Source organism: Mucilaginibacter tolerans, assembly GCF_030519375.1.
Lineage (GTDB): Bacteria > Bacteroidota > Bacteroidia > Sphingobacteriales > Sphingobacteriaceae > Mucilaginibacter.
In genome coordinates this window covers 224,472-239,368 of record NZ_JAUMKB010000001.1, presented here as the reverse complement: position 1 = coordinate 239,368, position 14,897 = coordinate 224,472, and the positions used below count along the sequence as shown (strand labels likewise).

Genomic DNA, 14,897 nt, shown 5'->3' with positions numbered 1-14,897 from the left:
TGTATTCCACTAAACTAAACTATCAACCAATCTCATCGATCCTCCGGTAACCAACAAAAAACCAGATTTACCCGGGCGGGCGCGGACTGATGAGCTATGAAGGGGTTAAACAAAAAGTACTTCGTCAGTAGCTATACACTCTTCCTGGCTCTGCTTCTTCCCGAATAACTTATATGCCTGTTTTATTTTAAAAAGGCTTTGACGTAAGGACATAACTACTTTTTTCATAAGATGTTAACGGGTCTTGTTATTTTAATGAGCAGTCGGACCGTTGCCGTGAGCAACGGCCGCCACCCAATACAAACAGGATGATTAGACCCTAACTATTTCTCCTGCTGTTTATCTTAATCCGATTCAATAAAGATCATCAGGCACCGGTTAGCCTGTAAAACAATTCGGCAGTAGCGTGGCTTGCATAACGCCACTGCCTGATGTGCAGAATAAGTAACACGGTGATGATGATCATTTCGTTCAATCTTTAAACCGTATCAAAATTCGGAACTTAGAGGCTCAAAAAAGGCCGTGATAATACGGTAATTAATACGTGTTTTTACGTGATTTGCGACAAGGAACGCTTCCTGCCACAGCGATGAGGGCACAAAGTGTTGCTCAACTGTCCCGCTGTCCCGGTTTGTGGGGATTAAGACAAGGCGAGACACCCGAGCCAGAGCGAGCACCCTATTTTATTAAACAGCAAAGCCCGGCCATATGCGTGAGACCGGGCTTGCTATCAATTACGAATTTTTAGAAGGTTAGTTTAGCTTGAGCATTGCTCCCATTTAGCTTATCACAGTTACAATGAATTAACAGATAAATTAATAAATCTGTTTTACCTATAAAAAGTATTACTATCTTCGCTTTACTATGCGTTCACAAGACGCAATGTGATAAGGTTTAGGTAAAAAATCCCAATCAGCGAGTGAGAGGGATTTTTTTTTAATAATTGTGCCAGCTGCTATATTATTACCCTCAAGAGGGAATTAGCACACTCCACTGTTTCGCACTGTCTCGCGTGTCTCGTTCCCAAAAAAGTGAGACAGCGGGACAATAATCCATATCAGTAATAAAAAACCAAGTGAATAATTATATCAGTACATTGATTATCAATAATATAAATATTGTATACCGCTATTCTATTATTTACTAGTGATGAATTATAAGTATTGTCCCGGACTGTCCCGGGTGTCTCATTCTTAAAAAAGTGGGACAGGTGAGACAGTAATCTGTATCAGTAATAAAAAGCAGTAAATATTGTATATCAGATAGTGGTTTTATAGTATTAATATATTGATGATCAATAATGTATATAATATATGCTCTTCTTGTATTTTATTATTTATTACTGATAAACTGTAGTACTGTCCTGTTTGTCTTGTTGCAGGAGTAACAGGACAAGCCAGACACAACAAGACAAGCGAAATCAAAACAATCATGTCATTGCTTCGTATGTTCGCAATGAAAGAATACAGCTGTCCCGCTGTCCCGGTCTGTCCCGGGTGTCTCGTTCCCAAAAAAGTGGGGCAGCGGGACAGTAACCTTCGGTTGAACAGCATTCAGCCCCTATCGACAAAAAATATATGTTATTGTGTTGAAAAGACGCAATGATTTTTCTATCTTTCAAAACTAAATTATAAGAACCTAAGAATCATGCTAAACAGAAGAAAATTCCTTATGGGCACTGGTGCGGCTGCGCTTGGTGCATTAGTGCTGCCAAAGGCGGCTTCAGCATTTTTGTCTGGTGCGGGCGAGCACCCGCTAGGGCTGCAACTTTTTACTTTGTTTAATGTCATTGATGCCGATGTAAAAGGTAACCTGAAAAAAGTTGCTGATATCGGTTTTAAAGAGATAGAATCGGCTTTTAGCAAATCGCCCGGTTATTATGGTATGAAGCCAAAGGAATTCGCTGCATTGTGCGGCGATCTGGGTCTTTCATGGAAATCGCATCACGTTTTGGGTGCGCCGTTCAAATTGCCTCCCGGAACCAAGCTTCCTGCCGGTATGACCCTGCCGCCTCACATGCTTAACCTGAAGGACGACATGCAGACATTGGTTGACCAGGTTGCCGAAGGTGGTATCCCATACCTGGTATGCGCCAATATCCCGACAGGAACTTTGGATGAAATAAAGCAAGCAGGAGAGATATTGAACAAAACCGGAGAGGCTTGTAAAAAAGTAAATATCCAGTTGTGTTATCACAACCACGATATGGAATTTAAAACTGTGGAAGGTAAGGTGCCTTATCACGAATTATTATCGGAGTGCGATGCCAACCTGGTAAAAATGGAACTTGATCTGGCCTGGGCTACAAAAGCAGGTATTGATCCGGTCGACTTGTTCAAGGCACATCCCGGTCGTTTCCCATTGTTGCATGTGAAGGATATCAGCAGCGATTTCCAAACCCTTAAACCGGTTGGCGAAGGCGTGGTGAAATTCAAACATATTTTTGAACATGTGAAAGAGGCAGGGGCTAAACACTACTTTGTAGAGCACGATATGCCGAAGGACGCATTTGCCAGCATAGCTACGAGCTATAAGAATTTAAGGGCGATGGGGATTTAAGAGCGTTGTCATCCTGAGCTTGTCGAAGGATATGGCGTAAAGGCCATGCCCACCATGCTTCGACTGGGCTCAGCATGACACCCATTTATAGTTTAGTAAGCAAAACTTTCTCATCTTAAAATCATTTATTAGGGTATTCATAGCCGATAATGTTATGGATACCCTATTTTTATTACCGCACCGGTAACATTTACTATTGTCGTTTATCCAACTAAAAAATTTAATACCAGTGGAAACTATTCTGAATATTACCAACCTGGGTAAAACCTATAATAGCGCGGGCAAAACACTTGCCGTGCTCGATAATATTAATTTCTCGGTAATTGCCGGCTCGACCAACGCTATTGTTGGCCCTTCAGGTAGCGGTAAAACAACCCTGCTTGGCCTTTGTGCGGGACTCGACCGCTCGTCAACCGGTATTGTAGAACTAAACGGTATTAAACTGGGTGAATTAAGTGAGGACCAGCGCGCACAGGTGCGCAACCAGCATGTGGGCTTTATATTTCAGAATTTCCAGCTGCTGCCAACCTTAACTGCACTCGAAAATGTGATGGTGCCGCTGGAACTGCGGGGAGAAAAGAATATCAAGACACGCTCGTTGGATCTGCTGGATAAAGTAGGTCTGGCCGATCGAGGTCACCATTACCCTGCACAGCTTTCAGGTGGAGAGCAGCAAAGGGTGTCATTGGCCAGAGCATTCAGCAATCAGCCTAAAATCTTATTCGCCGATGAGCCGACCGGCAACCTGGATGCCGAAACCAGCGAAAAGGTTGTCAAACTGATATTCGATCTCAATCGCGAAGCCGGTACCACCCTCGTGCTGGTTACCCACGACCTTGATTTAGCTGCAAAAACACAACGTATTATCCGCATCAAAGGGGGCAAAGTTGTCTCTGATGATAAAACTATTTTAAACGCTTAAAAGGCTATGGATAATACCCCCGGAAATTACAAGCGCAAGCTTAATATCCCATGGCTGTTTGAAATGGCCTGGCGCGACAGCCGCCGCAACAGGTCGCGGTTGTTCCTGTTTATTTCATCCATCATCTTTGGTATCGCAGCCCTTGTGGCCATTTATTCATTCGGTTTTAACCTGAAAAAGGATGTCGACAACCAGGCGGCAACACTTATAGGGTCTGATCTGGCAATTTATAGCAACAAGCCGGTCAATCCACCCATGCAACACCTGATTGACTCGTTAGGCGACAGGCGTTCGCAGGAGAAAAGCTTTGCCTCAATGATCCTGTTCCCCAAGAGCGGAGGGACAAGACTGGTACAGATACGGGCATTACAAGGTGAATTTCCCTACTACGGCAGCCTGGAGACTACGCCTGTTAGCGCAGGTACCGCATTTAAGAAGGGGAAAATGGCGCTGGTTGATCAGACCCTGATGCTGCAATTTAATGTAAAAGTGAACGACTCCATCAAAGTAGGTAATGTTACTTTTCTGATAGCCGGAACACTAAATAAAGCCCCCGGACAAACGAATGTTGCATCGAACATAGCACCGATTGTTTACATCCCAATGCAATACCTGGACCAGACCAACTTGCTGGAAAAAGGTAGTCGCATCAATTATAATTTCTATTATAAGTATGACCACAAGGTTGATATAAACAAGCTCACCAAGAAACTGGAGCCACGTTTAGACAAGGCCGGATTGAACTACGACACCATCGACACCAAAAAAGAAAATACAGGTCGCGCCTTTGGCGATCTGACACGGTTTTTATCATTGGTTGGTTTTATTGCCTTGCTATTGGGGTGCGTGGGTGTAGCCAGCGCTATTCATATTTATGTTCGCGAGAAGATTGCATCCATTGCTATTATGCGCTGTCTGGGGGTAAAAGCCTATGAGGCGTTTCTGATCTACCTTATACAGATTACCGGTATAGGTTTACTCGGTTCGGTAATAGGGGCTGTATTGGGCAGTGTAGTGCAACACCTGATGCCATTGATTTTTAAAGACTTTCTGCCCATATCCATCTCAACCGATACTTCGTGGATGGCTATCGCACAGGGTGTACTTTTAGGCGTTATCATTTCGATATTGTTTGCCTTGCTGCCGCTTATTGCCATCCGCAATATATCGCCGCTCAATACTTTAAGGATTTCTTATGAAAACCTCAACCTGCTACGCGACCCGTTGCGCTGGTTTGTATATCTGTTGATCGTCGCGTTTATCATTACATTCACTTACTTTCAGTTGGACAACTGGTTGGCAAGTGTGTTCTTCACCATCGGCATTTTCATCGCGTTTTTGGTACTGACGCTAATAGCTAAGCTATTAATGTATTTGGTAAAGATCTTCATCAAAAGTAGCTGGAGTTATTTGTGGCGGCAGGGTTTCGCCAATCTGTACCGGCCAAACAATCAGACCGTCATATTAATTGTATCCATCGGTTTGAGTACTGCGTTTATATGCACCTTGTTTTTTATTCAGAGCATGCTGGTGAAACAGGTGGCGCTCTCTGCCAGTGCCAACCAGGCTAACATGATTTTGTTCGATATACAGAACAAGCAGGAAAAAGATGTTGCCGATATAACCCGTACACACCATTTGCCTGTGATTCAGCAGGTGCCTGTGGTAACCATTAGGCTGGATAAGATTAACGGTAAAACCGAGGCTGATTTGCAGAAAGATACCAGTCTTAAGTTCAACAAATACGTTTTTGCTAATGAGTACCGCGTTACTTATCGCGATACCCTGACTGTAACAGAAAAATTAACTGATGGCGACTGGGTGGGGCATGCGACTAAAAAAGGTGAAGTACCAATATCCGTTGAAGAGCGCTGGGCAAAACATAATCATTTGAAAGTTGGCGATCATCTGACATTTAATGTACAGGGAATGCAGGTGGCTACAAAAATAAACAGCATCCGTGTGGTGAACTGGAACAAGATGCAAACCAACTTCCTGGTCGTTTTCCCTAAAGGTGTAATAGATGATGCCCCGCAGTTCCACGTGCTGCTTACTCATGTGCCCACCAAGGCAGCATCTGCAAAGTTCCAGCAGGATGTTGTAAAGAAGTTCCCCAATATTTCTATGATCGACCTGGGCTTTATATTGAGTGTGTTGGATGACCTGATGAATAAATTGGGCGACATCATCAGCTTTATGGCGATGTTCAGCATTATTACCGGGGTAGTGGTACTTATTGCTTCAGTGCGCATCAGTAAGTATCAGCGCATACAGGAAAGCGTATTGCTGCGTACAATGGGCGCCAGCCGGAAACAGATTCTGGCCATTACGGGTATCGAATATTTCTTTTTAGGAGCATTATCTGCAGCAACGGGTATACTGATTGCATTTGCGGGTAGCTGGCTGCTGGCAAAATATAGTTTCGATATTCCGTTTAATGCCAACATGCTGCCTGCTTTATTGTTATTTTTAGGAATCGGCATACTAACCATCCTGATCGGCCTGTTTAATAGCAGGGGGATACTGAATAAACCTCCGCTGGAGATATTGAGAAGGGATGTGTAAGTTTAACCTATGAAATTGTATTATAAAAGATATAAGGGTGACAGCGTGCTTTTTAAAGTGTGGTTGTCTGTTTGTATTATTTTGTTTCTATCTGCCTGTGGTGGCAAAAATACTCCGCCGGATAGCCAGCAACAAACTGAAACCAAAGACACGACTGCCACTGCTTCTAATAAAAAGACCATCGTGTTTTTTGGCGATAGCTTGACCGCAGGTTATGGATTAGACGATCCTTCAAATGCATTTCCGGGTGTGATCCAACGAAAGATCGATTCACTCAAATTGCCATATGCAGTTATAAATGCAGGCGTTAGCGGCGAAACAACGGCAGGTGGCCTTGCCCGTATCGACTGGGTATTAAAGCAGAAGGTTGACGTGTTTGTCCTAGAGCTTGGCGCCAACGACGGCCTGCGCGGAATACCCGTGACAGAAACGACAAAAAACCTGCAATCGATAATAGACAAGGTAAAAGCCAGGTATCCCGACGCCAAAATTGTATTGACCGGTATGCAGGTGCCTCCAAGTATGGGTAGCAATTATATCACCTCATTTAAAAATATGTTCCCGGCGCTGGCCGAAAAAAATAAGATTGCACTGGTGCCTTTCCTGTTGGCCGGTGTAGGTGGCAATCCCAAACTAAACCAGGCCGACGGTATTCACCCTACCGCTGAAGGCGCTAAGATTGTAGCAAATAATGTATGGAAAGTTCTGAATGAAAATTTATAGCGCGCATTAAGGTTTTGGCAATCAACTATTAATTTTCCCGCTGGAAAAATTTCTTGAAAACATAAGGCCTGGTAAGCTTATCAAGCTGCGCATGCAAATATTTTTGCCAGTTGTTAAAATCGCGACCGGTGTATCCTTGTGGGATGATTGGCTGTTGTGTAAACGTTCGTTTCATTGTAGTACCCATTTGGTTAATAAATCTTGTTATTGAATGATATTATTAATCGGGGCATCCTATTTAAGGAGGCCACTCCTTGCCCCCTTTATCTACTTGGGGCATCATAAAATAACATGCATATTCTGTGCCAAATCATTGATCGACAGCTTTATAACTTCAACTTAAGTTATAAAACCTTGTTGAAAACCCGGCGGTGCAGGCTTTAAATGATCTTGGCTATTTTAATGATTATCTGTTAGTTAACACTGTGTTGAAAACTATCAATTTTCTCTCCGTTTTAATATTGTCATTTTTGACAAACCCTTACCAGATTATGAGATCATTGGCTGAATTAAAAAAAGAAGCCGCTGAAATGCAGTTACAAATCAGGAAGTTGTTGCTCGGAAAAAACAGCTTTGACGAGGGTATCGCTGATAAATTGACCGTAATTGCCACTATTACCACCCTTCGTGAGCAATTGGTGAAAGTCCAAAAGGAAATAAGAATAAGGTTCCCGGATGCGGAATAAAATACCCAACCGGTTGTGAAGATGTGTGCGTAAAAGATTAATTATCTTTATAATATAGTCTTTTTTGGATGGCAAACGCAACCGATCTCACCACAAAACCATCAGAGCCGGATAAGGTAGATGCCTATATGGCAAAGCTGGATCATCCTTTAAAAAGTCTTGTTCAGGCTGTTCGCGAACTCATTTTGAGTGTTGACCCAGAGATCGGCGAAGAAGTGAAATGGAATGCGCCCACTTTTTTCTACACCGGTGAGATGCGACCCTTTAATCCCAAAGAATATAAGCGTTACCTGATCGTATTTAACCTGTTTCAAAAAGACTGTTTGCGACTGGTATTCCCCAGTGGTGCCAGAGTGAACGACACTTCGGGTCTGTTAGAAGGAACTTATGCCGATGGCCGCCGTCTTGCTATGTTTCGTAGTATGGACGATGTACAGGCTAAAAAGGACACTATTCAAAAGGTAATAAAAGAATGGTTGAGGGTGCTGGATAAGTAATTAGTTTAAACCAGTACTTATTATATTTTAGCCCTGTTTAATGTAAAGTATTGAGATGAATGGTAATATTTGTACATTCATTGGCGATGAAAGTACTCCAGTTCACTATCCCCGTAGCTCATGATAAAAGTGTAATTGTTCAACAGGACGAGCTGCCGCACTTTTATCCGCATTTGCACCGGCATAAAGAGGCACAGATAACCTGGGTACAGGCAGGAGAGGGGACCTTGATCGCCGGGAACAACATGCATACGTTCAGGTCAGGCGAAATCTATTTGCTGGGTGCCGATCAGCCGCATTTGTTTAAAAGTAATCCTGAATATTTCCATCCGGATAATAAAAAAATGATCAGGACACTCACCATTTTTTTTGATCCCAATGGTAGACTGGCTTCGCTGTTCAACTTGCCCGAAATGAAATCGCTGAGAGATTTTGTTCAGCAAACGGAGCAAGGTTTCCGGATTCCGGTTGAATATGTCGATAAGATATCGCGTACAATGACCGAAATCCGTAAAAGCAGCGGATCAGATCAGCTCATCTGTTTTTTGCAGTTGCTTGGGATATTGCAAAATATCAACCCACTTCCAGAAGCTTTATCACCTTCCGCTATTTCGCATGGGATTACTGAGAGCGAAGGCATCAGGATCAGTAATATTTATAATTATATTCTTCAGCATTACAGCGAGGCGGTCACCCTGGATGATGTCGCCCGCGAAGCCTGTATGACACCGCAGGCATTTTGCCGGTATTTTAAAAAGCATACAGGACACACTTTCGTTTCATTTCTGAACAGTATGCGGGTTAATGAGGCCTGCAAAAAATTGATGGAGAATAAACATGAAAGTATTTCGGTAGTGGCTTATAAATGTGGTTTTACCAGCATCACTAATTTCAACCGTGTATTTAAAAGTGTAATGGGTAATTCGCCGAGGGGATATTTGGATAGTTATATGAATAAGGTAGAGCCGATTAATTAGGTCACAAATGCAAATTTAAGGTTCAATTAATATTCCCTTCAGTTCAATTGCCGCTGGGGCTGTTACTTTTGGGTCAAGCCAAAAGTAAAAGATCAAGCAGCTTTTTCTTTCTTCTCCAAGAACTTCTTTTGATATTGAAGCGGTGTTTTGCCTGTTACCTGTTTAAAATACTTATGGAAGCTGGCAAAATTTCTGAAGCCGCTTTCGAAACAAATCTGTTTGATGCTGATCTTATCTTCAATCAACAACTTGCAAATGTGCCCTACTTTTATTTCATTAATAAACTGTGAATAAGTTTTACGGGTGCGCGACTTGAAATAACGGCAAAATGAATGCGGACTGATATTGGCAATAGCAGCAATTTCTTCAGTAGGGATATGCCGCCTGAAATTAGCCATTGTATACTCGTATATAGCGTTGATGCGGTCGTTTTCCGCTTCCTTATAGTCATGGTCAAAACCGATGGATGCCAGTGGTATCATCGGGCTCTCCGAAATTAAGGTCAGTGCTTCTATCAGCAATATTAACCTCCGGCTGCCTTCGGCATGCAGCATTTTTCCGAGAAGTCCGGCAATCACCTCCCTTGTATCACCCTGAATGCTTATGCCTCTTTTCGCTTTCTCAAAAACAGACCGTATAACTTTGTTTTCAGGTAGATTCAAAAATTCATCACCCCAAAAATCCTCTCTGAAATGGGCAACGGTCACATCTGCATGTACTTCGCTGTCATTTTTAAAAAACATGGTATCAAAACGCCAGTAATGAGGCAGGTTCGGACCGATCAGTACAAGATCGCCATCGTTAAAGTTTTGGATATGATCGCCAACAAACTGGGTGCCGTTCCCCTTTTTAAAATAGATCAGTTCGGCCTCAATATGATAATGCCATTTATTATTGATATAGGGCACCGTGTCCTGCCTTATACTAAAGGAGGATAATGGTTGCCGTGGTATCTTCAGCAACTGAGGTTTCATTACAGCGTTGGTTTATAATTAATGACAAAATACATGAAAATTATTTGAAATAGAAAAATTATGCCAAAATAACTTAATATATAGATAATAAAATAAAAATTTATATCTGATATCTTTATTCCTTTGTAAAAGCCAAATAATCTATATAAACCTGTTTTTTGCAAATAATAGTGAATGCTATAAACCATAACCCAATTTAACTTAATTTATGACGAAGAAGAACGGCTTTTTTGCGGTGGCCCTTATCACCTCTTTATTCTTTTTATGGGGATTTGCACTCAACCTTAACTCCATCCTGGTACCACACTTGAAAAAAGCTTGTCAGCTGACTGATCTGCAATCTGCTTTTGTCGATTCAGCCTTTTACATTGCCTATTTTGTTGTTGCCTTCCCCGCAGGGATGTTTATGCATAAGTATGGATACAAGGCGGGTATTATTTTTGGACTGGTCATGTTCGCCATTGGCGCTTTTCTTTTTTACCCGGCTGCTACAACGCGACTATATGGATTTTTCCTGTTTGCATTATTTATCATAGCCAGCGGCTGTGGATTTTTAGAGACTGCAGCGAATCCTTATATCAACAACTTAGGTGACCCTAAAGACGCTACATTCCGTATCAATTTTGCACAATCGTTCAATGGGCTGGCCGCAACATTAGCACCATTGCTCGGAGGGATGTTTATCCTTTCCGGCAAGACATTGACAGCAACTCAAAAAGGAGCAATGTCATCCCAGCAGTTGAATACCTATTTGCAAACCGAATCTGACGCAGTAAAAATCCCATACATCATCATAGCTGTTACTGTTCTGGTAGTTGCTATTCTGATTTGGCGCACCACGTTACCGGATATTCATGAACATACTACTGCTGACGATACCAAGTCAGGAAGGTCTATCTTTAAGGAAAAGAACCTGATGCTGGGGGTAGTAGGCATATTTTTTTATGTTGGTGCGCAGGCATCTATTCAAAGTTTTTTTATAAGGTACTCAAAATACGTAGCATCTATTGATGAAAAGTATGCATCACAATTGTTATCAGGCGCTTTTTTAGGTTTCATGGCGGGGCGTTTCCTGGGAACGGCTTTGATGAAATATATTGCCCCTGTCAAACTATTAATCATCTATAGCGTAATTAACTGTGGGCTACTTATCCTTGCATTCACTGTTGATGGCAAATTATCAGTTTATGCTATTATGGCTGTGCCATTCTTTATGTCGATCATGTTCCCTACAATTTTCTCGTTAAGTATTCAGGGATTGGGCGAAAAAACAAAGACAGGATCATCCTTGCTGATTATGGGCATTGTCGGCGGCGCAGTAATTCCCTTGTCATTGGGACTGGTTTCTGATATGACTAGCATTCGCATTGCTTATCTGATTCCGCTTATCTGCTTTGCTTATATCTTCTTCTTTGCATTCAAAAACATCAAGGTTAAAAATGTTGAACAGGTCTTAGCTCATTAATAACATCACTATGATAAAGAAAATTGTACTCGTATTCTTCATGGTAGCTTTCACGCTATCATTCACATCTGCTCAGCAGAAAAAACTCGGTAGCGAAACCGAAACACAAAAGAAACAACGAATGAAATGGTGGACAGATGCCCGATTCGGAATGTTCATCCATTGGGGATTGTACTCACAAGCGGCCCGTCACGAATGGGTAAAGCATAATGAGCACTTAACCAACGAGGAATATCAGAAATACTTTGACCAATTTGATCCCGATCATTTCGAACCAAAAAAATGGGCCAGGGAGGCAAAAGCTGCTGGTATGAAATATGCAGTATTGACCACCAAACATCATGAAGGTTTCTGCCTGTTCGACTCAAAGTATACCAACTACAAAGCCACGAATACCAAAGCGAAACGCGATTTAGTTAAGGAATTTGTAGATGCCTTCAGGGCCGAAGGATTGAAAGTAGGATTTTACTATTCCTTGCTTGATTGGCATCATCCCGACTATACCATGGATAGTGCCCACCCGCTGGTTCAGGTGGATACCAGCAAAGCCAATTATGATCGCCTGAATAAAGGTCGTGATATGAACAAATACCGCGAGTATCTGAAAAACCAGGTAACCGAGCTGATGACCAAATATGGTAAGATAGACATATTGTGGATGGATTGGTCGTGGGAAAAAGGTGACAAACACGGTAAATGGGGTGACGACTGGGGTGCGAAAGATCTGCTGAAAACCGTAAGAACATTACAGCCGGGTATTATTGTAAACAACAGGCTCGGGCTTTATGACTATAGCGATGGCGGCGATTTTGAGACCCCAGAGCAGGTGAGCACTAAAGAGTTGGAAAAATATCATGGCAAGACATTTGAAACCTGCCAGACTTTTTCAGGATCATGGGGCTATTACCGTGATGAAAATACCTGGAAAACTCATCGTCAGTTGTTAGATCTGTTGATCACCTCGGTAAGCAATGGGGGCAACCTGATATTGAATGTCGGACCTACGGCCCGCGGAGAATTTGATTACCGTGCAACTCATGCACTGGATAGCTTGTCTCATTGGATGCATGCAAATGATAAGTCTATTTACGACTGCACCCTGGCGCCAGCACAGTATAAAACACCAGATGGCGACAAACTGACTTACAACCCTAAAACTAAACGGTTGTATATCCATTTGTATAATTACCCAACAGATGGTAAACTGGTGCTGTCAGATTATAAAGGAAAAGTGAAGTACGCTCAGTTTTTGAATGATTATTCGGAAGTAAAATATGCTGCTTCAAGTGGAAATGATTTGGAGTTAACGCTGCCAAAAAACAAACCACCTTACGAAATTCCGGTGGTTGAGCTAACATTACAATAATGAAAAAATATGCCCTGACGCTCGATCTGAAGGATGATGCGGCCTTGATTGCTGAATATGAAGAATACCACCGGTCGATATGGCCTGAAATAAAAAAAAGTATTACAGATTCCGGGATCACCGATATGGAAATATACCGTTTCGACAATCATTTGTTTATGATAATGGAAACAGAGGATGACTTCAGCTTTGAGTGTAAGGCCGCAATGGATAATGGCAACCCTAAGGTTCACGAATGGGAAACCCTGATGTGGAAATTTCAGCAGCCTCTGAAAAATGCTAAACAGGGAGAGAAGTGGGTATTAATGGACAGGATTTTTAAATTATGATTAGTTGAATGGTTGATTAAGTTGATTATTAAATCAGCGGAATTATTTAATCAGTCGAATCAACGGTACAAAGAAAAATATAATGGCACAACATAGTTACTTACGCATACACCCAAAGGATAATGTACTGGTTGCATTGCGTGACCTGGACCCGGGAACTCCGATAGAGTTTGAAGGTCTGAGTTTTAGCCTGGCAGACAAGGTTGCTGCCAAACACAAATTTACCCTGAATGCTTTGCAACCCGACGATTCCATTTTTATGTATGGTGTGTTGGTAGGCAAGGCAACAAAACCTATCCCGCAGGGGGGATTGCTATCTACCGAAAACATTCATCATGCTTCAAGCGAGTTTCATTTAGGAAAACGAAAATTGGAATGGCACAAGCCGGATACTGCTAAATTCGAAGGGCGTACTTTTAATGGTTACCATCGTGCCGATGGTTCAGTAGGTACAGCAAATTACTGGATCGTTATTCCGCTGGTGTTTTGTGAGAACCGCAATATACAGGTAATGCGCGAAGCCCTGGTGGATAAACTAGGCTACAAAAAAGCTAAGAATTACGAGAACGAAGTAGACCAATTAATGGACCTTTACCAGGCCGGAAAATCGACTCAGGAAATATTGGCTGCTGATATGCAGGCTGGTAATGAATTAGCAGGCAATAAACGTTTGTTCAAAAATATCGACGGCATTAAATTCCTGACACATGATATGGGTTGTGGTGGCATACAACAGGATTCTGAGGCTTTATGCGGACTTTTGGCCGGATATATTACCCACCCAAATGTTGCAGGTGCGACGGTATTGAGCCTGGGTTGTCAGCATGCACAGGCGTCTATCTTACAGACCGAGATAGCTAAGCGCGACCCCAACTTTAAAAAGCCCCTGGTGATATTGGAACAGCAAAAAATGGGTACCGAACGCAATTTATTGCAACACGCACTCAAACAAACCTTTGCTGCCCTGATTGAAGCCAACGAGACCGAGCGCACACCGGCTCCTTTATCAAAATTATGTATTGGTCTGGAATGTGGTGGCTCTGACGGTTTTTCGGGTATATCAGCAAACCCGGCTTTGGGCTATGTATCGGATACTTTGGTTTCTTTGGGTGGTTCGGTGATTTTATCTGAGTTTCCTGAGCTTTGTGGAGTGGAGCAGGAGTTGAGTGATCGTTGTGTGGATGAAAGCACAGCCAAACGTTTTATGGACCTGATGATCTCCTATAATAACAGGGCTGAGCAGGACGGTTCAGGCTTTTATGCCAATCCATCGCCCGGAAATATTAGAGATGGTTTGATTACAGATGCGATTAAATCGGCAGGAGCGGCTAAAAAAGGCGGGACGTCACCGGTCATAGCCGTGCTGGATTATCCGGAAAAAGTAACCAAAAGTGGCCTCAATCTTTTGTGCACCCCCGGTAGCGATGTAGAAAGTACTACCGCCGAGGTTGGCTCAGGCGCTAACATTGTATTGTTCACAACAGGATTAGGCACGCCAACCGGGAATCCGGTTGCGCCCGTGATAAAGTTATCAACCAACACAGCTACTTATAACCGGATGCCGGACATCATCGACATTAACTGTGGCACCATTATAGAAGGTTCGGAAACAATCAAACAGGCAGGCGAGCGCATTTTGGAGTATGTAATAAAAGTTGCAAACGGCGAAGAACAGCCTAAATCAGTTCAATTAGAACAGGATGATTTTATTCCATGGAAAAGAGGCGTCTCTTTATGATTTCGAATTCCGGATTTGCAATTTCGAAATTGAAATACAAAAAAAATAATTAACCGTTAGAGCAAAATTCGAAATCGACCATTCGAAATTCGATAT

At 42.4% G+C, this 14,897-nt stretch carries 14 protein-coding genes; 11 read left to right on the top strand and 3 right to left on the bottom strand.

The window, feature by feature from the left end:
* Nucleotides 1–105: 105 nt before the first annotated feature.
* Nucleotides 106–228 (bottom strand): hypothetical protein, encoded by a 123-nt coding sequence (locus Q3A68_RS01265; RefSeq protein ID WP_302899181.1) that lies wholly within the window; start codon nucleotides 226–228, stop codon nucleotides 106–108.
* A 1,419-nt stretch (nucleotides 229–1,647) separates the two neighbouring features.
* On the opposite strand from Q3A68_RS01265, the gene Q3A68_RS01260 reads away from it, so the two are divergent.
* The 4 genes from Q3A68_RS01260 to Q3A68_RS01245 all read left to right on the top strand — a co-directional run bounded on the left by Q3A68_RS01260 (nucleotide 1,648) and on the right by Q3A68_RS01245 (nucleotide 6,769).
* A complete protein-coding gene (locus tag Q3A68_RS01260; RefSeq protein ID WP_302899180.1) occupies nucleotides 1,648–2,559 on the top strand; it encodes a sugar phosphate isomerase/epimerase family protein in 912 nt (303 codons plus the stop codon).
* 229 nt (nucleotides 2,560–2,788) lie between these two features.
* Nucleotides 2,789–3,481: an ABC transporter ATP-binding protein gene (locus Q3A68_RS01255; protein WP_302899179.1), complete on the top strand. Its 693-nt coding sequence runs from the start codon at nucleotides 2,789–2,791 to the stop codon at nucleotides 3,479–3,481.
* A 6-nt stretch (nucleotides 3,482–3,487) separates the two neighbouring features.
* Nucleotides 3,488–6,046 (top strand): ABC transporter permease, encoded by a 2,559-nt coding sequence (locus Q3A68_RS01250; RefSeq protein ID WP_302899178.1) that lies wholly within the window; start codon nucleotides 3,488–3,490, stop codon nucleotides 6,044–6,046.
* Nucleotides 6,047–6,055: 9 nt separating this feature from the next.
* On the top strand, nucleotides 6,056–6,769 hold the full coding sequence (locus Q3A68_RS01245; RefSeq protein WP_302899177.1) for an arylesterase: 714 nt from the start codon (nucleotides 6,056–6,058) through the stop codon (nucleotides 6,767–6,769).
* Between the two features lie 28 nt (nucleotides 6,770–6,797).
* Here the strand turns inward: Q3A68_RS01245 and Q3A68_RS01240 are convergent, their stop codons facing one another.
* Nucleotides 6,798–6,944: a hypothetical protein gene (locus Q3A68_RS01240; protein ID WP_302899176.1), complete on the bottom strand. Its 147-nt coding sequence runs from the start codon at nucleotides 6,942–6,944 to the stop codon at nucleotides 6,798–6,800.
* A gap of 316 nt (nucleotides 6,945–7,260) precedes the next feature.
* Here Q3A68_RS01240 and Q3A68_RS01235 point away from each other — a divergent pair, with 316 nt between their 5' ends.
* From Q3A68_RS01235 to Q3A68_RS01225, 3 genes are all read left to right on the top strand, one after another.
* Nucleotides 7,261–7,455 (top strand): hypothetical protein, encoded by a 195-nt coding sequence (locus Q3A68_RS01235; protein WP_302899175.1) that lies wholly within the window; start codon nucleotides 7,261–7,263, stop codon nucleotides 7,453–7,455.
* 68 nt (nucleotides 7,456–7,523) lie between these two features.
* A complete protein-coding gene (locus Q3A68_RS01230; RefSeq protein WP_302899174.1) occupies nucleotides 7,524–7,952 on the top strand; it encodes a DUF1801 domain-containing protein in 429 nt (142 codons plus the stop codon).
* A gap of 59 nt (nucleotides 7,953–8,011) precedes the next feature.
* Nucleotides 8,012–8,929 carry an AraC family transcriptional regulator gene (locus Q3A68_RS01225; RefSeq protein ID WP_302899173.1) on the top strand — a complete coding sequence of 306 codons (918 nt, stop codon included), beginning with the start codon at nucleotides 8,012–8,014 and terminating at the stop codon, nucleotides 8,927–8,929.
* A 92-nt stretch (nucleotides 8,930–9,021) separates the two neighbouring features.
* Here Q3A68_RS01225 and Q3A68_RS01220 read toward each other — a convergent pair whose 3' ends face one another.
* Nucleotides 9,022–9,903, bottom strand: coding sequence for an AraC family transcriptional regulator (locus tag Q3A68_RS01220; protein ID WP_302899172.1), 882 nt, complete (start codon nucleotides 9,901–9,903; stop codon nucleotides 9,022–9,024).
* Between the two features lie 208 nt (nucleotides 9,904–10,111).
* Here Q3A68_RS01220 and fucP point away from each other — a divergent pair, with 208 nt between their 5' ends.
* The 4 genes from fucP (at nucleotide 10,112) to Q3A68_RS01200 (ending at nucleotide 14,801) form a co-directional block, all read left to right on the top strand.
* The gene (gene fucP, locus Q3A68_RS01215; RefSeq protein WP_302899171.1) at nucleotides 10,112–11,368 is read left to right on the top strand and encodes an L-fucose:H+ symporter permease; all 1,257 of its coding nucleotides are present in this window, start codon (nucleotides 10,112–10,114) and stop codon (nucleotides 11,366–11,368) included.
* A gap of 10 nt (nucleotides 11,369–11,378) precedes the next feature.
* Complete coding sequence (locus tag Q3A68_RS01210; RefSeq protein ID WP_302899170.1) at nucleotides 11,379–12,734, top strand: alpha-L-fucosidase; 1,356 nt, start codon at nucleotides 11,379–11,381, stop codon at nucleotides 12,732–12,734.
* Nucleotides 12,734–13,063 carry an L-rhamnose mutarotase gene (locus tag Q3A68_RS01205; protein WP_302899169.1) on the top strand — a complete coding sequence of 110 codons (330 nt, stop codon included), beginning with the start codon at nucleotides 12,734–12,736 and terminating at the stop codon, nucleotides 13,061–13,063. The genes Q3A68_RS01210 and Q3A68_RS01205 overlap by 1 nt, the downstream gene beginning before the upstream one ends.
* An 82-nt stretch (nucleotides 13,064–13,145) precedes the next feature.
* Nucleotides 13,146–14,801, top strand: a complete 1,656-nt coding sequence (locus Q3A68_RS01200; RefSeq protein ID WP_302899168.1) for a UxaA family hydrolase — start codon at nucleotides 13,146–13,148, stop codon at nucleotides 14,799–14,801.
* Nucleotides 14,802–14,897: the final 96 nt, after the last annotated feature.

Bases quoted from the DNA above. Each gene is read 5' to 3' on its own strand.
- Q3A68_RS01260 (WP_302899180.1), top strand. From the start codon at position 1,648: ATGCTAAACAGAAGAAAATTCCTTATGGGCACTGGTGCGGCTGCGCTT.
- Q3A68_RS01235 (WP_302899175.1), top strand. From the start codon at position 7,261: ATGAGATCATTGGCTGAATTAAAAAAAGAAGCCGCTGAAATGCAGTTA.
- Q3A68_RS01245 (WP_302899177.1), top strand. From the start codon at position 6,056: ATGAAATTGTATTATAAAAGATATAAGGGTGACAGCGTGCTTTTTAAA.
- Q3A68_RS01200 (WP_302899168.1), top strand. From the start codon at position 13,146: ATGGCACAACATAGTTACTTACGCATACACCCAAAGGATAATGTACTG.
- Q3A68_RS01240 (WP_302899176.1), bottom strand. From the start codon at position 6,944: ATGAAACGAACGTTTACACAACAGCCAATCATCCCACAAGGATACACC.
- Q3A68_RS01265 (WP_302899181.1), bottom strand. From the start codon at position 228: ATGAAAAAAGTAGTTATGTCCTTACGTCAAAGCCTTTTTAAAATAAAA.
- Q3A68_RS01210 (WP_302899170.1), top strand. From the start codon at position 11,379: ATGATAAAGAAAATTGTACTCGTATTCTTCATGGTAGCTTTCACGCTA.
- Q3A68_RS01250 (WP_302899178.1), top strand. From the start codon at position 3,488: ATGGATAATACCCCCGGAAATTACAAGCGCAAGCTTAATATCCCATGG.
- Q3A68_RS01225 (WP_302899173.1), top strand. From the start codon at position 8,012: ATGGTAATATTTGTACATTCATTGGCGATGAAAGTACTCCAGTTCACT.
- Q3A68_RS01230 (WP_302899174.1), top strand. From the start codon at position 7,524: ATGGCAAACGCAACCGATCTCACCACAAAACCATCAGAGCCGGATAAG.
- fucP (WP_302899171.1), top strand. From the start codon at position 10,112: ATGACGAAGAAGAACGGCTTTTTTGCGGTGGCCCTTATCACCTCTTTA.
- Q3A68_RS01220 (WP_302899172.1), bottom strand. From the start codon at position 9,903: ATGAAACCTCAGTTGCTGAAGATACCACGGCAACCATTATCCTCCTTT.
- Q3A68_RS01205 (WP_302899169.1), top strand. From the start codon at position 12,734: ATGAAAAAATATGCCCTGACGCTCGATCTGAAGGATGATGCGGCCTTG.